General features: G+C 67.4%; 17 protein-coding genes. 11 read left to right on the forward strand and 6 right to left on the reverse strand.

Annotated features, from left to right (window positions below; translation table 11 throughout):
• Window positions 1-73: 73 nt before the first annotated feature.
• Genes CXB49_RS14550 through CXB49_RS14565 form a run of 4 tightly spaced genes read left to right on the forward strand, consistent with a single transcriptional unit; the run spans window position 74 to window position 4,262 of the window.
• Window positions 74-1,126 (forward strand): hypothetical protein, encoded by a 1,053-nt coding sequence (locus CXB49_RS14550; protein ID WP_101709075.1) that lies wholly within the window; start codon window positions 74-76, stop codon window positions 1,124-1,126.
• Window positions 1,127-1,178: 52 nt separating this feature from the next.
• Entirely contained in the window at window positions 1,179-2,576 is a 1,398-nt protein-coding gene (locus CXB49_RS14555) for an MATE family efflux transporter (RefSeq protein WP_101709076.1), read from the forward strand.
• Window positions 2,573-3,598, forward strand: a complete 1,026-nt coding sequence (murB, locus tag CXB49_RS14560; RefSeq protein ID WP_101709077.1) for a UDP-N-acetylmuramate dehydrogenase — start codon at window positions 2,573-2,575, stop codon at window positions 3,596-3,598. The genes CXB49_RS14555 and murB overlap by 4 nt, the downstream gene beginning before the upstream one ends.
• A 55-nt stretch (window positions 3,599-3,653) precedes the next feature.
• Window positions 3,654-4,262, forward strand: a complete 609-nt coding sequence (locus tag CXB49_RS14565) for an HAD family phosphatase (protein WP_101709078.1) — start codon at window positions 3,654-3,656, stop codon at window positions 4,260-4,262.
• Here the strand turns inward: CXB49_RS14565 and CXB49_RS14570 are convergent.
• Complete coding sequence (locus CXB49_RS14570) at window positions 4,257-4,643, reverse strand: MAPEG family protein (protein ID WP_101709079.1); 387 nt, start codon at window positions 4,641-4,643, stop codon at window positions 4,257-4,259. The two genes, CXB49_RS14565 and CXB49_RS14570, sit on opposite strands and share 6 nt — an antisense overlap.
• Before the next feature lie 10 nt (window positions 4,644-4,653).
• A complete protein-coding gene (locus tag CXB49_RS14575; RefSeq protein ID WP_233492814.1) occupies window positions 4,654-5,310 on the reverse strand; it encodes an energy-coupling factor ABC transporter permease in 657 nt (218 codons plus the stop codon).
• Window positions 5,311-5,435: 125 nt separating this feature from the next.
• Between CXB49_RS14575 and nadC the strand changes: the two genes are divergently transcribed.
• Complete coding sequence (gene nadC / locus CXB49_RS14580) at window positions 5,436-6,278, forward strand: carboxylating nicotinate-nucleotide diphosphorylase (protein ID WP_101709081.1); 843 nt, start codon at window positions 5,436-5,438, stop codon at window positions 6,276-6,278.
• Window positions 6,279-6,381: 103 nt separating this feature from the next.
• Window positions 6,382-8,253 (forward strand): diguanylate cyclase, encoded by a 1,872-nt coding sequence (locus CXB49_RS14585; RefSeq protein WP_158300877.1) that lies wholly within the window; start codon window positions 6,382-6,384, stop codon window positions 8,251-8,253.
• Window positions 8,254-8,408: 155 nt separating this feature from the next.
• On the opposite strand, the gene CXB49_RS14590 is transcribed toward CXB49_RS14585, so the two are convergent.
• The 3 genes from CXB49_RS14590 to trxA all read right to left on the reverse strand — a co-directional run bounded on the left by CXB49_RS14590 (window position 8,409) and on the right by trxA (window position 10,839).
• Window positions 8,409-9,008 carry a CoA pyrophosphatase gene (locus tag CXB49_RS14590; RefSeq protein WP_101709083.1) on the reverse strand — a complete coding sequence of 200 codons (600 nt, stop codon included), beginning with the start codon at window positions 9,006-9,008 and terminating at the stop codon, window positions 8,409-8,411.
• 122 nt (window positions 9,009-9,130) lie between these two features.
• Window positions 9,131-10,387 (reverse strand): transcription termination factor Rho, encoded by a 1,257-nt coding sequence (gene rho, locus CXB49_RS14595; protein ID WP_101709084.1) that lies wholly within the window; start codon window positions 10,385-10,387, stop codon window positions 9,131-9,133.
• Between the two features lie 125 nt (window positions 10,388-10,512).
• Window positions 10,513-10,839 (reverse strand): thioredoxin TrxA, encoded by a 327-nt coding sequence (gene trxA, locus CXB49_RS14600; protein ID WP_101709085.1) that lies wholly within the window; start codon window positions 10,837-10,839, stop codon window positions 10,513-10,515.
• 162 nt (window positions 10,840-11,001) lie between these two features.
• Here trxA and fabI point away from each other — a divergent pair, with 162 nt between their 5' ends.
• From fabI to CXB49_RS14625, 5 genes are all read left to right on the forward strand, one after another.
• Window positions 11,002-11,787, forward strand: coding sequence for an enoyl-ACP reductase FabI (gene fabI / locus CXB49_RS14605; RefSeq protein WP_101709086.1), 786 nt, complete (start codon window positions 11,002-11,004; stop codon window positions 11,785-11,787).
• Window positions 11,788-12,026: 239 nt separating this feature from the next.
• Window positions 12,027-13,694, forward strand: a complete 1,668-nt coding sequence (locus CXB49_RS14610) for an ABC-F family ATP-binding cassette domain-containing protein (protein WP_101709087.1) — start codon at window positions 12,027-12,029, stop codon at window positions 13,692-13,694.
• Between the two features lie 222 nt (window positions 13,695-13,916).
• Window positions 13,917-14,714 (forward strand): SDR family oxidoreductase, encoded by a 798-nt coding sequence (locus CXB49_RS14615; RefSeq protein ID WP_101709088.1) that lies wholly within the window; start codon window positions 13,917-13,919, stop codon window positions 14,712-14,714.
• A gap of 308 nt (window positions 14,715-15,022) precedes the next feature.
• On the forward strand, window positions 15,023-17,167 hold the full coding sequence (locus tag CXB49_RS14620) for a bifunctional diguanylate cyclase/phosphodiesterase (protein ID WP_158300878.1): 2,145 nt from the start codon (window positions 15,023-15,025) through the stop codon (window positions 17,165-17,167).
• 103 nt (window positions 17,168-17,270) lie between these two features.
• On the forward strand, window positions 17,271-18,014 hold the full coding sequence (locus CXB49_RS14625; RefSeq protein ID WP_101709090.1) for a 3'(2'),5'-bisphosphate nucleotidase CysQ: 744 nt from the start codon (window positions 17,271-17,273) through the stop codon (window positions 18,012-18,014).
• 35 nt (window positions 18,015-18,049) lie between these two features.
• On the opposite strand, the gene CXB49_RS14630 is transcribed toward CXB49_RS14625, so the two are convergent.
• Window positions 18,050-19,513: a cobyric acid synthase gene (locus CXB49_RS14630; protein WP_101710724.1), complete on the reverse strand. Its 1,464-nt coding sequence runs from the start codon at window positions 19,511-19,513 to the stop codon at window positions 18,050-18,052.

Below are 19,513 nucleotides of genomic sequence, written 5' to 3' on the forward strand. Positions count from 1 at the left end.
CAAAGCCTCGTTTTCCACCCCCGCGCCCGCCGCCTCTCCCGCCTCGTCCCCCCGGACTCCGCCGCAAATAGGCTTGGGCCAGCATCTCGTCCGCGCCTCCAATCGCTGCGTGGCCATGCCGGACCACCCGCAAGCCGTCCTGCGGCCGGTCCCACCGCAGGCTCGCTTTCAATCGCTGCTGTTCCAGGTCGGCGACGGCGCGGTCAACGCTTCGCCGACGCGACGGAACCAAGCGGTGGCCCTGTATGGCCTGAGCGACGCCCAGATGCAACTGTCCCGTTTCGTCCGCGGCGAGCTGGACATGCAGAACGTCGCCACCATCGCCAACTACAACCGGCAACTGGGCATCGTCCATTACAGCCGTAGCGACGCCACGCACAGCATCGCGCCCCACAAACTGATCCAGGAGTTCAGCCGCCACATCAGCGCCGCCGCCGCCGGGAAACTGGCAAAACGCGCGCCGAAACCGACTCCGCCCATCATCCAGGCCTGGGCGGACTATCTGGGCGCGCACCACCAGCGGCTGGACCCGTTCGTCCGCCTCGGCAAACTCTTGGCCGACGTGCCGCGAGAAGAGCGCGCCGCCGTCGCCACCCGCTTCGTGCTGAAAAACACCAGCGGCGGCTGCCGCACCGAAACCACGGTCAATACCTTGCTGTACCTGATCCATAGCTGCGGCTGCAAGGACGCCGAGAGCGTCGTCGCCGCGTTGGGCAAGCACACGCTGGGCTTTCAGGACCTGCTGGATTTGTCGGAACTGTTCATCAAGCACTTCTTCCGCAACACCAGCAAACTGGGCCTGGCATTCTTCGCCGCTCAAGGCGCGGAAATCGCCATTGCCTGGAACGCCCCCGGCGCGGGGAAAATGGATATCGAATCGATACGGCAGAAACCCTGGCAGGCGCAGCAACGCCGTTTCCAGAACAGCTACGAGCCGATCACCTACTCCGAAGTCCGCTCGGTGCTCCGACAGCCGGCGTTGTTCGACGGCAAAGTCTCCAAAGTGTATATCGCCGGCGATAGCGTGGAACTGGCGGACTCGCCCGCCTCCGAAGAGTGGGTGGCGCTGCCCCGTCCCATCGCCGCCCCCGCCCGGCCATCCAAGCAGTCGGCACGCAGACAATAGGCGCCCGGGGCGGCTATAATCAGCACTTTCCGCCCCGAATCCGCACCGCCGCATGCTGTTTGAACTCAATCGCGCCTCGCGCGCCGACATCCTGGCCGAAACGCGCCAGATCGCCCGTCTGGCGCTGCCGATGATGGTGGCCCAGATCGCCCAGGTCGCCACCGGCTTCGTCGACACCGTCATGGCCGGCCGCGTCGGCACCGATGACTTGGCCGCGGTCTCGCTCGGCGCCAGCGTGTTCATCACCGTCTATGTGACGCTGATGGGCGTCGTCGCCGCGCTCAATCCGATACTGTCCCACCACCTGGGCTCCGGCGATCGGCGCGCCTTCGGCCGCGACGCCGCCCAGGGCCTGTGGTTCGGCCTGCTGCTGGGCTCGCTGGGCGCCGCCGCGATGCTGGCGCTGGAGCCGGCGCTGCGCCACTGGCTGCAACTGCCGCCGGCCGTCGTCGACAAGACCATGCTGTTCATCACCGGCGCGGCGGTCGGCATGCCGGCGGCGATGGCGCACCGGGCGCTGCACGCCTACGCGTCCAGCCTCGGCCATCCGAAGGCCATCATGGTGGTCAGCCTGCTCGCGCTGGCGCTGAACATTCCGCTGAACTACATGCTGATCCACGGCCTGTTCGGCCTGCCGAAAATGGGCGGGGCCGGTTGCGGCTGGGCCACCGGCATCGTGTTCTGGTTCAACTGCCTGGCGCTGCTGGCCTATGTCAGCTGGCAGAAGAAGTTCGCCGACACGCGCATCCTGTCCGGCCTCGCCCGCCCCGACTGGCGCCGCTTCGCCGCCTTCCTGCGGCTGGGCGCGCCGATCGGCCTGTCCTTCTTCGTCGAAGTCAGCCTGTTTTCCTTCATCGCGCTGTTGATCGCCGAGCTGGGCACTGTCGTCGTCGCCACCCACCAGTCGGTGCTGAACTTCTCCAGCATCATCTATATGCTGCCGCAGAGCGTCGCCACCGCGCTGTCGGTGCGGGTCGGCCACCACGCCGGCGCCGGTGACTACCGCGCCGCGCGCTTCATCTCCGGCGTCGGCCTGCTGATGGGCCTGGCGATGGCCGGCGCCGCGATGCTGCTGGTGCTGCTGCTGCGCGGGCCCATCATGCAGATGTACAGCGCCGATCCGCGCGTGATCGCCACCGGCACCACGCTATTGCTGTTCGCCGCCGTCTACCAGCTGACCGACGCCGCCCAGACCATCGCCTCCGGCGCGCTGCGCGGCTACAAGCTGACCGCCGTGCCGATGCTGATCCACATCACCTCGTTCTGGGTCGTCGGCCTGGGCCTGGGCATACTGCTGGGCCTGACCGACCACATCGTACCGCGGATGGGCGTATACGGCTTCTGGACCGCGCTGGTGATCAGCCTGACGGTGGCCGCCCTGCTTCTGACCCATTATCTGGCCCGCGCCAGCCACAAGCGGCTGAGCCGGTGCCAAGGAATCCAGCCATGAGCCTGCCGCTGCGCGCCGACGTCGATCTGCGCCCCCACAACACTTTCGGCATGGCCGTGCGCGCCGCCCATTTCTGCGAGCTCTCCAGCCTGGACCAGCTCCCGGCGCTGCTCGCGCACCCGCTGTACCGCCAGGGCCCGGTACTGTGGCTGGGCGGCGGCAGCAATCTGCTGCTGACCCGCGACTATCCCGGCCTGGTGATCAAGGTGGCGCTGTCCGGCATCCGCCTGTTGAGCGAGGACGACGACGGTGTCGTCGTCGAGGCGGCCGCCGGCGAGAACTGGCACGATTTCGTGCAGTACGCCCTACTGCAGGGCTGGTTCGGCCTGGAAAACCTCAGCCTGATCCCCGGCACCGTCGGCGCCGGCCCGGTGCAGAACATCGGCGCCTACGGCGTCGAGATCAAGGACCACCTGCTGGAGGTCGTCTGCGCGCGACTGGACCGGGACGGCGAAGCGCTGACGCTGTCGAACGCCGACTGCCGCTTCGCTTACCGCGACAGCGTGTTCAAGCGCGAGGCGGCCGGACGGCTGCTGGTCACCGCCGTCCGCTTCCGCTTGTCGCGCCGCGCCGAGCTGCGCACCGGCTACGGCGATATCGCCGGCCAGTTGCAGGCCTTCGGCATCGCCGAACCGACGCCGCTCGACGTCGCCCGCGCGGTGATCGCCATCCGCCAGAGCAAGCTGCCGGACCCGGCCCGGCTGGGCAATGCCGGCAGTTTCTTCAAGAATCCCGTCGTCGACGCGTCCCAGGCCGCCTCGCTGCTGGAACGCCACCCGGCGCTGCCGCACTATCCGGCCGCCGATGGCCGGGTCAAGCTGGCCGCCGGCTGGCTGATAGACCAGTGCGGGCTGAAGGGTTACCGCGACGGCGACGCCGGCGTGCACGACAGGCAGGCGCTGGTGCTGGTCAACCACGGCCAGGCCAGCGGCGCCCAGATGCGCGCGCTGGCGCAGAAGGTCCAGCGGACGGTGCGGGAACGCTTCGGCGTCGAGCTGGAGCCGGAACCGCTGGTGCTGTAGCAGTTGTCATCATCGTCGGCGACACTGCCGCCGACTCTCGCGACAAGGGGAAGCAATGAGCGGCAAACCAAGCGTTTTGGTATTCGATCTGGGCGGCGTGCTGGTTGACTGGAACGGCATAGACCCGCTGATCCGGCTGTCCGGCGGCGCGCTGCAGCGGGAAGCCGCGCGGCGGTTCTGGATGGAGAATCCGGCGGTGGAGCGGCTGGACCTGGGCCAATGCACGCCGCTGGAATTCTCGGCGACGATGGTCGACGCGCTGCAACTGGACATCACGCCGCAGCAGATGCGGCAGCAGCTGTCCGACTGGCTGGCCGGCGCCTACCCCGGCGCCGCCGAACTGCTGGAGAGCCTGTCCCGCCATTTCCCGCTGGCCGCGCTCAGCAACAACAACGCGCTGCACTGGGACAAGATAGAACGGGAGTTCGGCCTGCTGCGGCATTTCGGTGACGCCTTCGCCTCCCACCTGCTGCACCTGCGCAAGCCGGACGCCGCCATCTACGCCCACGTCGAGCGAACGCTGGGCCTGGCCGGCGAACAAATCGCCTTCTTCGACGACAATATCGAGTGCGTGAGCGCCGCGCGCGAGCGCGGCTGGCAGGCCTTCCACACCGTCGGTCTGGCCCAGGTCCGCGCCGCGCTCGACGCCCAGGGCTGGCTATAGGCCGATGACGCCGCCGGCGCGCAGGAACAGATAGAGCCCCGCCAGCATGCCGACCAGCCAGGCCAGCGAGCGCAGCGAGGCCTTGTCCGCCACATACAGCAGGCCGTGCGCGACGCGGGCTAGCACGAAGACCGCGGCGGCGGCGTTCATCGCCGCCTCCGGCACCTTCATCAGCCAGGCCGCGACCACGACCGCTGTCCACGCGGGCAGCGCCTCCCAGGCGTTCTGCTGCGCCCAGTTGGCGCGCTGGCGGTAGCCGGCCAGCCGGCCGGCCCACTCCCGCGGCCGGCCGTTGTCGTAACGCGTCCCGGCCTTGGATACGCCGGCCCAGATCAGCGGCAGCACCGCCGCCAGCAACAGACTCCACAATACGAACGGCATCGTTTCCTCCCTACCCCTTGCCCGGCCTGTCGCCGAGATAACGGCCATCGTCGAACGTGGCCACCCAATGCGGCCGGTAGACCACCAGCACCGCCAGCAACAGACCGGTGGTGAAGGCCTCCGACCACGACAGCAGAAAATAATACGGCAGCGCCTCGTCCAGCAGCGCGTCCCACGGATAGGCGCCGGCCAGGCCCAGCGCCAGCAGGCCGCACAGCGCGGCGGCGAACAGGCTGGCGCCGCCGGCCAGGAAGCCGTTGACGAAGATGTAGACGAAGAAATGCGGCGGCAGCCAGCGACGCGCCAGAGCCAGGGCGCCTCCGGTCAACGCCACCGCCGGCAGCACCGTCAGCAGCCAGTTCAGCCCCAGGCCCGTCCAGTCGGCGTGGCCGCCGGCGGCCAGCGCCACTTGCACCGCGGCCAGCGCCAGCAGCGCCAGCCACGGCCCCATCAGCAAGGTGAACAGCGCCGCGCCCAGCAAATGAAACGACAGACCGGGCTGCAGGCCGCCGCGCAGTAGCCACATCGCCGCGTCCAGCACGCAGGCGCCCATCCAGGCGTTCAGCGCCGAAGCGTCCAGTCCGCGCCAGGCCACCTTGCGGGCGGCGAAGAGCAGCATGGCCAGCATCGCGCCGTCGGCGAGCCAGGGCAGGCTGGCGCCGAACATAGAAGCCGACAAATCCATGACATTGAGATTGCTATCGAACGGCCTCCAGCATACCAGAGCCGCGCGTCGAAACGCGCCATTTTGGCCGCGCCCCGTTTACAATACGCTTTTGGATGGAGACCGATATGCCCGCCCTGCCCCCGTTTCACCTGATCGCCCAGCAAGTCGGCCAGGCCCTGGCCGAAGACATAGGCCAATGCGACTGGACCGCGCGGCTGATTCCCGCCGACAAGCCGGGCGCCGCCCGCGTGATCACGCGCGAGGACGGCGTGATCTGCGGCCAGGCCTGGTTCGACGAATGCTTCCGCCAGGTGGACGCCCGCTGCCGGGTCGAATGGCAGGTCGCAGAAGGCGAGCGGGCGACCGCCGGCAGCGAGCTGTGCCGGATAAGCGGCCCGGCCCGCGCGCTGCTGACCACCGAGCGCAGCGCGCTGAACTTCCTGCAACTGTTGTCCGGCGCCGCCAGCGAGACCCGCCGCTACGTCGACGCCGTCGCCGGCCACCGCGCCCGCATTCTGGACACCCGCAAGACCATTCCCGGCCTCAGGCTGGCGCAGAAGTACGCCGTCACCGTCGGCGGCGGCGACAACCAGCGCATCGGCCTGTTCGACGGCGTGCTGATCAAGGAAAACCACATCATGGCCGCCGGCGGCATCGCCGCCGCGCTGGCCGAAGCCCGCCGCGACCTGCCGCCCGGCGTCACGCTGCAGGTCGAGGTGGAAACGCTGTCCCAGCTGGACGAGGCGCTGAGCCACGGCGTCGCGCTGATTCTGCTGGACAATATGACGACCGAGCAGATGCGCGCCGCCGTGCAGCTGAACGCCGGCCGCGCCCAACTGGAGGCGTCCGGCGGCATCGATCTGGACGGCGTGCGCGCGATCGCCGCCACCGGCGTCGACCGCATCTCGGTCGGCAAGCTGACCAAGGACGTGCGCGCGCTGGATCTGTCGATGCGCTTCGCGCTGTAAGCGCCTGGCCGGACATTGAAAAAAGACTTGAAACGGGCTTTAAGCTGTCATACTGGAGTGATGCCTTTCATCAGCCAAGCATAGCCTTTTGCACGATATGGAAATGACGCACCGCAGACTCGGCACACGCTCGGCCCGCCATGCCAAATGGGGGGCCGCGCTGTTCCTGCTCGTCACCATCGCGCTGGTGCTGCTGGATCTGGCGGTCAGCTACCGCCAGGTGGAGAACGAGGCCGGCCACCAGGCCAGCGGCCTGAGCCAGCTGCTGGCCGAACGCCTCAGCGCCGGCATACACGAGGCCGGCCTGATCCTGCAAAGCAGCAATCAGATACCCGAGGTGCAAAAGCTGCTGCGCAGCGGCGGGCTGGCGCCGGAGGCGCAGCAGAGCCTGGAGCAGAAGCTGCAGCAGCAGTTGCAGCTGGCGCCGTACCTGAGCCAGATCGAAATCGTCGACACCGCCTGCCAGACCATTTTCAGCAGCGACCACAAGAGCGCGCCTCGCGCGCGCCACAACGAGTTCTGTCGCTGGCTGCACCGGGTGGAGCCGCAGGAAGGCAGTTACACCACCGTCACCCACAGCCCGACCGAGGGCGGCATCGTGCTGGCCAACAAGCTGTACGACCACGATGGCAGCCTGATCGGCATGGCGACCGGCCTGATCAATCACAATTTCTTCCAGGACGAGGTCAGCCGGCTGACCGTCGGCGAGCACGGCGAAATCCTGGTGCTGGACCAGCGTCAGCTGACTGTGGCCCGCTGGCCGCAGGTGGCCGGGCGCGATCCGCAAAGCTACCGCCCGCTGCAGCCGCACGTGATGCTGTCGCGCGATGCCAGCCAGATGCTGTTCAGCGCCGCCTCCAGTTTCGACGGCACGATACGGCTGTACAGCGTGCGCCAGACCGGCAATTATCCGTTCCAGGTGGCGGTCGGCATTTCACGCCAGGACTTCACCCGCTACGTCTGGGACAAGGCCTGGCTGGCGCTACCCGGCTGGCTCTTCGTCGCCGCGCTGACCTTGCTGGCGCTGCGCAAGCACCTGTCCAATCTGAACCAGCACCAGTTGCTGCTGCGCGGCAGCGAACGGATACGCCAGAGCGAGGAGCAGGCGCGGCTGATCCTGGACATCGCGCCGCTGGCGCTGCTGTTGGTCAATCCGCAGACCCGCCGCATCCGCCACGCCAACACGCCGGCGCGCGAGCTGCTGCGGCTGCCGCCGAGAACGTCCGGCGAAAACGCCAGCCACGAATTGAACCTGCCGCTGAAACTGCAGCCGGTCGAGCAATGGCTGCTGGAGGACGAGGACGTGCTGCAGCGCGAGGTGGAGCTGGAGCTGGAAGACCGCAGCCGGCTGTGGGCCATCGTGTCGGTGCAGCGGCTGAGCAGCGACAGCCACCCGTCGTCGCTGATCGCGCTGTACGACATCTCCGGCCGCAAGCTGCTGGAGCAGCAGCTGCACCAGAGCAATCTGCAATTGGCCGAGATGGCGGTGACCGACCCGCTGACCCGGCTGTACAACCGCCGCCACGCCGACATGGCGCTGAAGGACGAGATCAGCCGCTGCGAGCGCTACGGCCAGACGATGGCGATCGCCGTCTTCGATATCGACCACTTCAAGAAATTCAACGACCAGCACGGCCACCAGGCCGGCGACGACGTGCTGGTGGCGGTGGCCAACGCGCTGCGCGACACCACCCGCAACACCGACATCAACGCCCGCATCGGCGGCGAGGAGTTCATGGTGATCTTCCCGTACACCCGGCTGCGCGACGCGCACAAGGTGATGCTGCGGATGCAGATGGCGCTGACCCACACCACCTTCCCCTTCGTCGAGCAGCGCATCACCTTCAGCGGCGGCGTCACCGACTGGCGGCCCAACGACACGCCGACGCTGATGGTGTCGCGCGCCGACCGCCTGCTGTACGAGGCCAAGCTGGCCGGCCGCAACATCATACTGTGCGACCAGGACACGCCCTGAGCTGAGCCCGGCGGACGGCAGCGGACAGCCATCGACGGAATCTCATCCCGGATCGACAGCCGCCGACAAAACCGCTGAGCCAAGGCGCGCCGACGCAGACAGTACGCATAGTACGGCCAGGAGGCGCAACGCGGGATCAGCGGTTTTGTCGACGGCTAGGCCAGCGCGTCGGCCAGCATCCACAGCATCGCCGCGGTCGCGCCCCATATCGTGTGCCGGCGCCATTCCAGCGCCAGATACTGGCCGGCCGCGCCATCGCGCACATAATCGTGGCGGCTGTAGGCGGCCTGATCCAGCAGCAGCGGCAGCGGCACCTCGAACACCTCGGCCACCTCGCCCGGCTCCGGCGCCAGCGCCAGCGGCGGCCGCAACATCCCGACCACCGGCGCCACCACGTAGCCGGTCACCGTCACGTAATCGGGCAAGCGGCCCAGCACCCGCACCGAGGATTCGGCCAGGCCGGTCTCCTCGCGCGCCTCGCGCAGCGCCGCCGCCTCGGCCGAACCGTCGCCGGCCTCCATCTTGCCGCCGGGAAAGCTCACCTGCCCCGGATGGCTGGACAGGTGGTCGGTGCGGCGGGTGAACAGCACGGTGGCGCCGTCCGGGTGCCATACCAGCGGCACCAGCACCGCGGCCGATTTCAGGCCGGGCGCCACCGGCCGGTACGGCAGATCGGCGATCCTGCCGGTGAAATCATAGTCCTCCAGCCGCCGGGCGATCCGCTCGGCAGCCTCGTCAGCCTCCATAGCCCACATATCGTTATCCTTGATTTTGTCCCGCCGCCCGGCCGGAGCGGATGCGCGCGCAAGCCATGTATCAATGTACCAAAAAAAATGCCAGACCGGCATGGTCTGGCATCGTTTGGCGCGGCGCGAACTCAGCGGCGCATCGAATCGAAGAAGGCCTGATTCGACTTGGTGGCCTTGATCTTGTCCTGCAGGAATTCCATCGCCTCCAGGTCGTCCATCGGGTACAGCAGCTTGCGCAGCACCCAGATGCGCTGCAGCTGGTCCTGCGGCACCAGCAGCTCCTCGCGACGGGTGCCGGAGCGGTTGATGTTCAACGCCGGGAAGATGCGCTTCTCGGCCATGCGGCGATCCAGGTGGATTTCGCAGTTGCCGGTGCCCTTGAATTCTTCGTAGATCACGTCGTCCATGCGGCTGCCGGTATCGATCAGCGCGGTGGCGACAATGGTCAGGCTGCCGCCCTCTTCCACATTGCGCGCGGCGCCGAAGAAACGCTTCGGGCGTTGCAGCGCGTTGGCGTCGACGCCGCCGGTCAGCACCTTGCCGGAAGCCGGCACCACGGTGTTGTAGGCGCGCGCCAGACGGGTGATCGAGTCCAGCAGGATCACGACGTCCTTCTTGTGCTCGACCAGGCGCTTGGCCTTCTCGATCACCATTTCGGCGACCTGCACGTGGCGGGTGGCCGGTTCGTCGAAGGTCGACGACACCACTTCGCCGCGCACCGAGCGTTGCATTTCCGTCACTTCTTCCGGACGCTCGTCGATCAGCAGCACGATCAGCACCGCTTCCGGGTGGTTGGCGGTGATCGCGTGCGCGATATGCTGCAGCATCACCGTCTTGCCGGACTTCGGCGGCGCCACCAACAAGGCGCGCTGGCCCTTGCCGATCGGCGCGACCATGTCGATGATGCGGCCGGTGATGTTTTCCTCGGCGCGGATTTCGCGCTCCAGCTTGAACTGCTCGGTCGGGAACAGCGGCGTCAGATTCTCGAACAGAATTTTGTTCTTGGAATTCTCCGGCGCCTCGCCGTTGACCTTGTCCACCTTCACCAGCGCGAAGTAGCGCTCGCCGTCCTTAGGCGTGCGGATCTCGCCCTCGATCGAATCGCCGGTGTGCAGATTGAAGCGGCGAATCTGGGACGGGCTGACGTAGATGTCGTCCGGGCCGGCCAGATACGAGGTGTCCGGGCTGCGCAGAAAGCCGAAGCCGTCCGGCAATACTTCCAGCGTGCCCTCGCCGAAGATGCTCTCGCCCTTCTTGGCCTGGTTTTTCAGAAGCGCGAAGATCAGATCCTGTTTGCGCAGCCGGCTGGCGCCTTCGATCTCGTTGGAAATCGCCATTTCCACGAGTTCGGAAACATGAAGATGTTTGAGGTCAGATAAGTGCATAGCGGTCGTGAGGTCGACTCGGTAGTATTCGGGCGGAACGCCGTCGGGGGTGTGGAAGCGTAAATGAAGCGGGCGGCTATTTTATGCCACCCGCCTTGGAAGATTGTGCGTGGAGAATAGACGCTTTACAGTTGGCTGTCAATGAAGGCCGTCAGCTGGCTCTTCGACAGCGCGCCGACCTTGGTGGCGGCGACTTGGCCGTCCTTGAACAGCATCAGCGTCGGGATGCCGCGGATGCCGAATTTCGGCGGAGTCTGCTCGTTTTGGTCGATGTTCAGCTTGGCCACTTGCAGACGGCCCTGGTATTCCTTGGCCACTTCGTCCAGGATCGGGGCGATCATCTTGCACGGGCCGCACCATTCGGCCCAGTAGTCGACCAGCACCGGCACATCGGCCTGCAGGACGTCGTTTTCGAAAGAATCGTCGGTTACGTGGCGGATCAGATCGCTCATGGCTTCCTCGTCAAATAATATGGATGCTTGCCTAATTCCCGATGGTAGCAAGCGACAGCCGCAGCGGCAACCGGCGCGACGCAGCGGTCCCGTCCAGCGACGACTGCTGAAAATCGCGGCATTCGGTATAATGAGCGGCTGTTTACATGAGAAGGACACCACATGGGCTTTCTGCAAGGCAAGAAAATCCTGATCACCGGCATGATCTCCAACCGCTCCATCGCCTATGGCATCGCTCAGGCCTGCCACCGCGAAGGCGCCGAGCTGGCCTTCACCTACGTGGTGGACAAGCTGGAGGACCGCGTCCGCGAGATGGCGGCCGACTTCGGCTCCAAACTGGTATTCCGCTGCGACGTGCAGAGCGACGCCGAGATCGACCAGCTGTTCGTGGACCTCGCCAAGGAATGGGACGGCCTGGACGGCCTGGTGCACTCGATCGGCTTCGCGCCGCGCGAGGCGCTGGAAGGCGATTTCCTCGACGCGCTGAGCCGCGAGGCGTTCCAGATCGCCCACGACGTGTCGTCCTACAGCTTCCCGGCGCTGGCCAAGGCCGCGCGCCCGATGATGCAGGGCCGCAAGGCCGCGCTGCTGACCCTGTCCTACCTGGGTGCGGTGCGCGCGATCCCGAACTACAACGTGATGGGTCTGGCCAAGGCCAGCCTGGAAGCCTCGGTGCGCTTCATGGCCGCCAGCCTGGGCAAGGAAGGCGTGCGCGTCAACGGCATTTCCGCCGGCCCGATCAAGACGCTGGCCGCCTCCGGCATCTCCGGCTTCTCCAAACTGTTGAACATGGCGTCGAGCCAGGCCTGTCTGCGCCGCAACGTGACCACCGAGGAAGTCGGCAACGCCGCCGCCTTCCTGCTGTCCGACCTGTCGTCCGGCATCACCGGCGAGATCACCTACGTCGACGCCGGTTACAGCGTCAACGCGTTGAACGTGCCGGAATAAGCGCCGGACGGCATTGCCGCGGCCCCTGCCCGGCAAGGACCAGCGCTCGGCCGAGCGGGGCCATCGTAAAACGATGGCCCCGTTTTCATGCGACGGGCGCAGGCCGCATCCGCGTATAATCCCCCGCGCGCCCCGGCCATGTCCGAAAGCGCGGCTCATTCATCGCATTCGGTCGGGACGCGGGCGGTCGACGAGCCCCGACTCCCGCTCCCTATCATTTTGCAGCACGGCTATACCTCATGATCATTCTGAAAAACGTGTCCTTGCGCCGCGGCACCAAAGTCTTGCTGGACGGCGCGACGGTCAGCATCAATCCCGGCGAGAAGGTCGGCCTGGTAGGACGCAACGGCGCGGGCAAATCCTCGCTGTTCGCCGTGCTGAACGGCAGCCTGCACGAAGACGGCGGCGACTTCTCCATTCCGGCGCAATGGCGCATGGCGCAGGTGGCGCAGGACATGCCGGAAACCTCGCAGACCGCCACCGACTTCGTGGTGGAGGGCGACACCGCCTTGCTGGCGGCGCGGCGCGAAGTGGCCGAAGCCGAGGCGGGCGAAGACTATATGCGGATGGCGCACGCCTATACCGCGCTGAACGACGCCGGCGAACACGACGCGCCGGCGCGGGCGCAGGCGCTGATTCTGGGCCTGGGCTTCAGCGTGGCCGAGCTGCAGAAGCCGGTGAACAGCTTCTCCGGCGGCTGGCGCATGCGCCTGCAACTGGCGCGCGCGCTGATGTGCCCGTCCGACCTCTTGCTGCTGGACGAGCCGACCAACCACTTGGACCTGGACGCGCTGGTCTGGCTGGAAGCCTGGCTCAAGCAGTACCCCGGCACCATGGTGGTGATCAGCCACGACCGCGAATTCCTCGACGCGGTGACCAATGTCACCCTGCACATCGACCACGGCAAGCTGGTGCGCTACGGCGGCAACTACAGCAAGTTCGAGGACATGCGCGCCGAACAGATGATTCTGCAGCAGGCCATCCAGGCCAAGCAGCAGGAAAAGATGGCCCACCTGCAAAAGTTCATCGACCGCTTCAAGGCCAAGGCCAGCAAGGCCAAGCAGGCGCAAAGCCGCGTCAAGGCGCTGGAACGGATGGAGAAGATCGCGCCGGTGCTGGCCGACGCCGACTTCCAGTTCGCGTTCAAGGAGCCGGGCAGCCTGCCCAACCCGATGCTGACGATGTCGCAGGCCGCCTTCGGCTACCCGGCGCCGGAAGGCTCTCCGGCGGACACGCCGCCGACCGTGATCGTCAAGGGGGTGAATCGTTCGGTGCTGGCCGGCCAGCGCATCGGCATCCTCGGCGCCAACGGCCAGGGCAAGTCCACGCTGGTGAAGACGGTGGCCGAGGCGCTGACGGCCGCCGGCGGCGAGATCATCCGCGGCAAGGGATTGAATATCGGCTACTTCTCGCAGCAAGAGCTGGACGTGCTGCGGCCAGAAGACGATCCGCTGCAGCACATGCTCAGACTGGTGCGCGAAACCCCGGCGCAGCTGCGTCCGCCGGCCAACGACTGCCGCGAACAGGGCCTGCGCAACTTCCTCGGCACCTTCAATTTCAGCGGGGACATGGTCAAGCAGGCGGTCGGCAGCATGAGCGGCGGCGAGAAGGCCCGGCTGGTGCTGTGCATGATCGTCTGGCTGCGGCCCAATCTGCTGCTGCTGGACGAACCGACCAACCACCTGGACCTGGCCACCCGCGAGGCGCTGAGCGTGGCGCTGAACGAGTTCGAGGGCTCGGTGATGCTGGTCAGCCACGACCGGGCCCTGCTGCGCGCGGTGTGCGACGAGTTCTGGGTGGTGTCGCGCGGCGGCGTCAGCGACTTCGACGGCGATCTGGACGACTACCAGGTCTATCTGCTGGAAGAGGCCAAGCGCCGGCGCGAAGAAGCGGCCGGCAAGCGCTAGGAACGACCCGCGCCCAAAACGGGGAACGGCGCTTGCTCTCGGCGGTCGGCAACAGCCATGCCGGCCGGGTCGCGGCTGCCCCACCCTTAGGCCAGCCGCGCCCGGCCAGCCGTTCCCCCCGCTCCCCGGCGGTGCTATAAAGTCTGACATGCATTTAGGATAAACCGGACCGCGCCGGCATACGCCCGGCCGGCTCCGGACCATCACCGGGGAGTCAGAGCAATGAGCTTTCAAGGCAAGAGAGTCTGGATCACCGGCGCCTCGTCCGGCATAGGCGCCGGCCTGGCCCGCGAACTGGCGTCGCAGGGCGCCCACCTGTTGCTCAGCGCGCGCCGCGAGGACGAGTTGCGCAAGGTGCAGGGCGAATGCCTGGCCGACGCCGCCAGCGCGGAAGTGCTGCCGCTGGACCTGACCGATTCGGAACAGGTGCGCCACGCCGCCCAGTCCGCGCTGCAGAACTACGGCCCGATCGACATCCTGGTCCACTGCGCCGGCGTCAGCCAGCGGTCCTTGGCGCGCGACACCAGCGACGCGGTGGACCGCGCGCTGATGGAGATCAACTACTTCGGCGCGGTGGAGCTGACCCGGGCGGTGCTGCCGGCGATGCTGGCGCGCAAACAGGGCCATCTGGTGGTGGTCAGCAGCGTGGCCGGCAAGATAGGCACGCCGCTGCGCTCCAGCTATTGCGCCGCCAAACACGCGCTGATCGGCTATTTCGACAGCCTGCGCGCCGAGGTCTTCGGCGACGGCATCTTCGTCACCACCATCTGTCCCGGCTATATCGCCACCGAAATCTCCAGCAAGGCCTATACCGGCAACGGCGGGCGTTACGGCAAGGTCGACGCCGAGCTGCAGCACGCGATGTCGGCGACGGAGTGCGCGCGCCAGATTCTGCGCGCCGTCGCCGCGCGCAAGCCGGAAGCGGTGGTCAGCGGCCCGAAGGAAAGGGTGGCCGTCTATCTGCGGCGCTTCTGCCCGCAACTGCTGTTCCGGCTGATACGCTCGCACGCGCCGTCCTGAACAGGCAGCGCTCCGAACGCCGGCAGACCGCATGCGATAGACATGGGCAAGCGAAACCGCTTGCCCGCCTCGTCCAGATGCACTCGCGGGCTGCCTCCCGGACAAGCTCCGCGCGACGGTCGGCGGCATGGCGCCCAAGCCCGGATGCCGCCCACCCCATTCGCTCCCGACCAGCGATTCCACGCCAGGCCCCAGGCGGGGTCCCGCTCGCACCAATGTCCGCCATAAGACAATCAGCAATACTACTAAGAGAATTAAAAAAGACTAAACTGGAGGCTACGGGAATGCCCCGGGCAAGGAGGAGCCGAATGCCGGTACATAGCGACATTCTGGTGGTCGACGACACCATGACCACGATGATGATGCTGCTGGCTCTGCTATCCACCCAGGGTTACCAAGTCAGTTCCGCCCAGAGCGGCTCCGAAACCCTGGAGAGGGCGGCCAAGCATCCGCCGGATCTGATCCTGCTGGATTTCAGCCTGCCGGACATGGACGGCATCGCCGTCTGCCGCGAACTGAAGCTGAACCCGCGCACCCGCGACATCCCGGTGCTCTTCCTCAGTGTGATCGCCGATACCGAGACCAAGGTCCAGGGCTTCGCCGCCGGCGCGGTGGACTTCATCGCCAAACCGTTCGAGCGCAGCGAGCTGTTGGCGCGCGTCAATACCCATCTGGACCTGGCCCGGCTGAAAAAGCGGCTGAGCAAGCTGGTCGAGGAAAAGACCGAATCGCTGCGGTTCAGCGAGCAGCGCTTCCGCGCGCTGATGGAGCAGGCGCCGGAAGCCATCATGGTGTATGACCTGGACAGCGGCCGCTTCGTCGACGCCAATCGCCAGGCCGAGCAGCTGACCGGCCGGCCGCTGTCGGCGCTGACGGGCATGACGCCGATAGAGCTGTACGACAAGGAGCAGCCGGACGGCCTGCCCACCGCGGAAAGCGTGCGCATGCACGTCTCACGCGCGATGAAGGGCGAGATCCAGCTGTTCGAGCGCATCATACTGCGCCCCGACGGCGGCACCGTGCCGTGCGAGGTCCGGCTGGCCATGCTGCCGAGCGAGGCCGGACACCTGCTGCGCGTCAGCTATATCGACATTTCCTCGCGCATCGCCGCGCAGGAGAAGATCAACCGCCTGGCCTATTTCGACACGCTGACCGGCCTCTACAACCAAAGCGGCCTGCTGGAGCAGCTGGATTCGCTGTACGGCATCAACCGCGAGGTGGAGCAACCGGCCTTCGCGCTGCTGTTGATCGACCTCGGCGATTTCAAATTCATCAACGACGTCTACGGCAACCGCATCGGCGACCTGCTGCTGTGCAGCGTGGCCGAGCGGCTGCAGCGGCTGGCCGGCCCGCGCGGCCATGTGGCGCGGCTAGGCATAGAGTTCGCGCTGCTGCTCAGCGCCGTCGGCGGCCGCGACGAGGCCGATGAAGTGGCCGGCAAGGTGCTGGACGCCGTCGCCGAGCCGTTCGCCGTCGACGAAATGATGCTGAACATCGCCGCCAGCATAGGCGTCAGCCTGGGTCCGGAACACGGCGAAAACGGCCAGGAGCTGCTACGCAACGCCGACATGGCGGTCTATCAGGCCAAGCAGCGCGGCGCGCGCCGCATCCAGGTATACGAGGCGGCGCTGGGCCAGCAGATGCGCGAGCGCATCGAACTGGAAAAGGAGCTGCGCCAGGCGATAGACGGCGGCCAGCTGGTGCTGCACTACCAGCCGCAGATCGAGCTGGCCAGCGGACGGGCGGTCGGCGTCGAGGCGCTGGTGCGCTGGCGGCATCCGGACAAGGGCATGATTTCGCCTATGCAGTTCATTCCGCTGGCCGAGCAGTCCGGCCTGATCCTGCCGCTGGGCCGCTGGGTGCTGCGCGAGGCCTGCGCCCAGCTGCGCCGCTGGCGGGACAAGGGCTGCGGCGGCGAGCTTAGGATGGCGGTCAATCTGAGCGTCGCGCAGTTCACCGACCACGAGCTGCCGGACTTCGTCGCCGGCGTGCTGAAGGACGCCGGCGTGCCGCCGCACTGCCTGGAGCTGGAAATCACCGAATCGTTCACGATGCTGTCGCCGCAGCAATCGATACGGATGATGGAGCAGTTCCGCGCGATGGGCATACACAGCTCGATAGACGACTTCGGCACCGGCCATTCCTCGCTGGCCTATCTGACCCGTTTCCCGGTAGACACGCTGAAGATAGATCAATCGTTCATACGCAATATCAGCAGCGACGAGAAAGACACGGCGCTGTGCGACACCATCGCCTACCTGGCCCACCGCATGGGCCTGCAAGTGGTGGCCGAGGGCGTGGAAACCGCCGAGCAGCTAACCTTCCTGACCAGCATCCATGTCGACGTGGTGCAAGGCTATCTGCTGTGCAAGCCGTTGCCGGCGGCCGAGGTGGAAGCCTTCCTGCTTCATCGCCCGGACACGCTGCCGCAAGCCGGCGTCGAGTATTTCTAGGCCGCGCCCGCCTTGCCGACCGTCAAACCCGGCCCGGCCCGCCATTGCCGCGCGCGCCGATCCGGTGTATCACTGCATCATGTCCATTGCGCCGGATTCAACCATGCCAGATGACCACCAGCTTGCCGCCGATCTCGCCGCCGCCGCCGGCGAGCTGCTGAACGGCCTGCGCCTCGGCCAGGCCGCCGGCGACAAGGCGCTGGGCGCGCTGGCCGACGCCCGCTCCGACGCGCTGATCGCCGACCTGCTGCGCGCGGCGCGGCCGGACGACGGCGTGCTGTCGGAGGAGTCTGCGCCCGACCCGGCCCGGCTGGACAAGCGCCGGGTCTGGATCATCGACCCGCTGGACGGCACACGCGAATACAGCGAGCGCGACCGCGACCGCAGCGACTGGGCCGTGCACGTGGCGCTGGCGGTGGACGGCCTGCCGGCCGCCTGCGCCGTCGCGCTGCCGGCGCGCGGCGAGCTGTTCTGCACCCCGTCCGCCACGCTGGCGCCGCCCCCGCCGGGCCCGCTGAAGATTCTGGTCAGCCGCAGCCGGCCGCCGGCGCTGGCCGAACGCGTCGCCGCGCGGCTGGGCGCGGAACTGATAGGCATGGGATCGGCCGGTGCCAAGGCGATGGCGGTGCTGCGCGGCGAGGCCCACGCCTATCTGCACGCCGGCGGCATGAACGAGTGGGACATCTGCGCGCCGGCCGGCGTCGCGCTGGCGGCCGGCCTCTACGCGTCGCGGATAGATGGCTCGCCCTGCGTGTTCAACCAGGCGGATGTGAAGATGCCGGACCTGCTGATCTGCCGACCGGAGCTGGCCGAGACGCTACTGGCGGCGATCGCGGCGGAGGCCTGAGGCGCCGCCCTGACTCGCAATATCGTGGACAGACGCTAAGGCAGCCAGCGCCGGATCGGCTCCAGATCCAGATGCTTCTCCAGCATGTCGGCCAGCTTGTCGATATTGGCCTCGCGCAGCGCCGGGTAGTCCAGCGCCTCCGGCGCCGCCAGCCCCGCCCAGCGCAGGATGGCCTGGCAGGCGGCCGGCTCGTCGAACACGCCGTGCAGATAGGTGGCGAATATCTGGTCGTCGTCCGAACGCGCGCCGTCGACGGCGCCATCGTCGAAGCGCACCGCGGGCCTGGCCAAGGCGGGCCCGGCGCTGACGCCCATGTGGATTTCGTAGCCGGCGGCCTCGGCGTCGTCAAGCGTCAGCCGGCCGCGCATCCGCGTCAGCCGCTTTTCCGACTCCAGCGTGGTTTCCATGTCCAGCCATGAGAGACCGTCGCCGCTGCCCGGCTCGCCTTCCAGTCCGTCCGGATCGTGCAGCCTGCGCCCCAGCATCTGCAGGCCGCCGCAGATGCCCAGCACCTTGCCGCCGTAGCGCAGATGGCGGCGTATCGCCTCTTCCCATCCCTGGGCGCGCAGCCAGGCCAGATCGGCCAACACGCTCTTGCTGCCGGGCAGCACGATCAGGTCGGCCGGCGGAATGGCCTGGCCGGCTCGCACCAGCGTGAAGTCCACCTGCGGATGCAGGCGCAGCGGGTCGAAGTCGGTGTGGTTGCTGACGCGCGGCGCGGCCGGCGCGACCACCCGCAGCTTGTCGCCGCCGCCCTCAGCGCCGCCCGGCTTGTCCAGGCCCATGCTGTCCTCGGCCTCCAGGTGCAGGTCGTACAGATAGGGCAGCACGCCGAGCACCGGCTTGCTGGTGTGTTGCTCCAGCCAGTCGACGCCGGCCTTCAGCAGGGACGGATCGCCGCGGAAGCGGTTGATCACCAGACCCACCACCCGGGCGCGCTCCGATTCGGACAACAGCGCCAGCGTGCCGGCCAGATGGGCGAACACGCCGCCGCGCTCGATGTCGGCCACCAGGATCACCGGGCAGTCCACCGCCTCGGCGAAACCCATATTGGCGATATCGCCGTCGCGCAGATTGATCTCGGCCGGACTGCCGGCGCCCTCGGCGACGATGCACTGGTACTGTTCGGCCAGCCTGGCGTGCGACGCCAGCACCGCCTGCATCGCGATGGGCTTGTAGCCGTGGTAGCCGCGCGCCTCCATGTTTCCGATCGCGCGGCCCTGGATGATGACCTGCGAGCCGGTATGGCTGTTGGGCTTCAGCAGCACCGGGTTCATGTCGGTGTGCGGCTCCACGCCGCAGGCCTGCGCCTGCACCGCCTGCGAGCGGCCGATCTCGCCGCCGTCGGCGGTCACCGCGCTGTTCAGCGCCATGTTCTGCGGCTTGAACGGCGCCACGCGAATGCCGCGCCGGGCCAAAAGCCGGCACAGGCCGGTGGCCAGCGCGCTCTTGCCGGCGTCGGACGTGGCGCCCTGGATCATGATGGTCTTGGCGGTCAT

It is taken from the genome of Chromobacterium sp. ATCC 53434, assembly GCF_002848345.1.
In the GTDB taxonomy this organism is placed as follows: Bacteria; Pseudomonadota; Gammaproteobacteria; order Burkholderiales; family Chromobacteriaceae; genus Chromobacterium.

Excerpts from the sequence above, each read along its gene's own strand:
- CXB49_RS14585 (WP_158300877.1), top strand. The coding sequence starts at position 6,382 with ATGACGCACCGCAGACTCGGCACACGCTCGGCCCGCCATGCCAAATGG.
- CXB49_RS14570 (WP_101709079.1), bottom strand. The coding sequence starts at position 4,643 with ATGCCGTTCGTATTGTGGAGTCTGTTGCTGGCGGCGGTGCTGCCGCTG.
- CXB49_RS14620 (WP_158300878.1), top strand. The coding sequence starts at position 15,023 with ATGCCGGTACATAGCGACATTCTGGTGGTCGACGACACCATGACCACG.
- trxA (WP_101709085.1), bottom strand. The coding sequence starts at position 10,839 with ATGAGCGATCTGATCCGCCACGTAACCGACGATTCTTTCGAAAACGAC.
- CXB49_RS14630 (WP_101710724.1), bottom strand. The coding sequence starts at position 19,513 with ATGACCGCCAAGACCATCATGATCCAGGGCGCCACGTCCGACGCCGGC.
- CXB49_RS14575 (WP_233492814.1), bottom strand. The coding sequence starts at position 5,310 with ATGTTCGGCGCCAGCCTGCCCTGGCTCGCCGACGGCGCGATGCTGGCC.
- CXB49_RS14610 (WP_101709087.1), top strand. The coding sequence starts at position 12,027 with ATGATCATTCTGAAAAACGTGTCCTTGCGCCGCGGCACCAAAGTCTTG.
- fabI (WP_101709086.1), top strand. The coding sequence starts at position 11,002 with ATGGGCTTTCTGCAAGGCAAGAAAATCCTGATCACCGGCATGATCTCC.
- rho (WP_101709084.1), bottom strand. The coding sequence starts at position 10,387 with ATGCACTTATCTGACCTCAAACATCTTCATGTTTCCGAACTCGTGGAA.
- murB (WP_101709077.1), top strand. The coding sequence starts at position 2,573 with ATGAGCCTGCCGCTGCGCGCCGACGTCGATCTGCGCCCCCACAACACT.
- CXB49_RS14555 (WP_101709076.1), top strand. The coding sequence starts at position 1,179 with ATGCTGTTTGAACTCAATCGCGCCTCGCGCGCCGACATCCTGGCCGAA.
- CXB49_RS14565 (WP_101709078.1), top strand. The coding sequence starts at position 3,654 with ATGAGCGGCAAACCAAGCGTTTTGGTATTCGATCTGGGCGGCGTGCTG.
- nadC (WP_101709081.1), top strand. The coding sequence starts at position 5,436 with ATGCCCGCCCTGCCCCCGTTTCACCTGATCGCCCAGCAAGTCGGCCAG.
- CXB49_RS14590 (WP_101709083.1), bottom strand. The coding sequence starts at position 9,008 with ATGTGGGCTATGGAGGCTGACGAGGCTGCCGAGCGGATCGCCCGGCGG.
- CXB49_RS14615 (WP_101709088.1), top strand. The coding sequence starts at position 13,917 with ATGAGCTTTCAAGGCAAGAGAGTCTGGATCACCGGCGCCTCGTCCGGC.
- CXB49_RS14625 (WP_101709090.1), top strand. The coding sequence starts at position 17,271 with ATGCCAGATGACCACCAGCTTGCCGCCGATCTCGCCGCCGCCGCCGGC.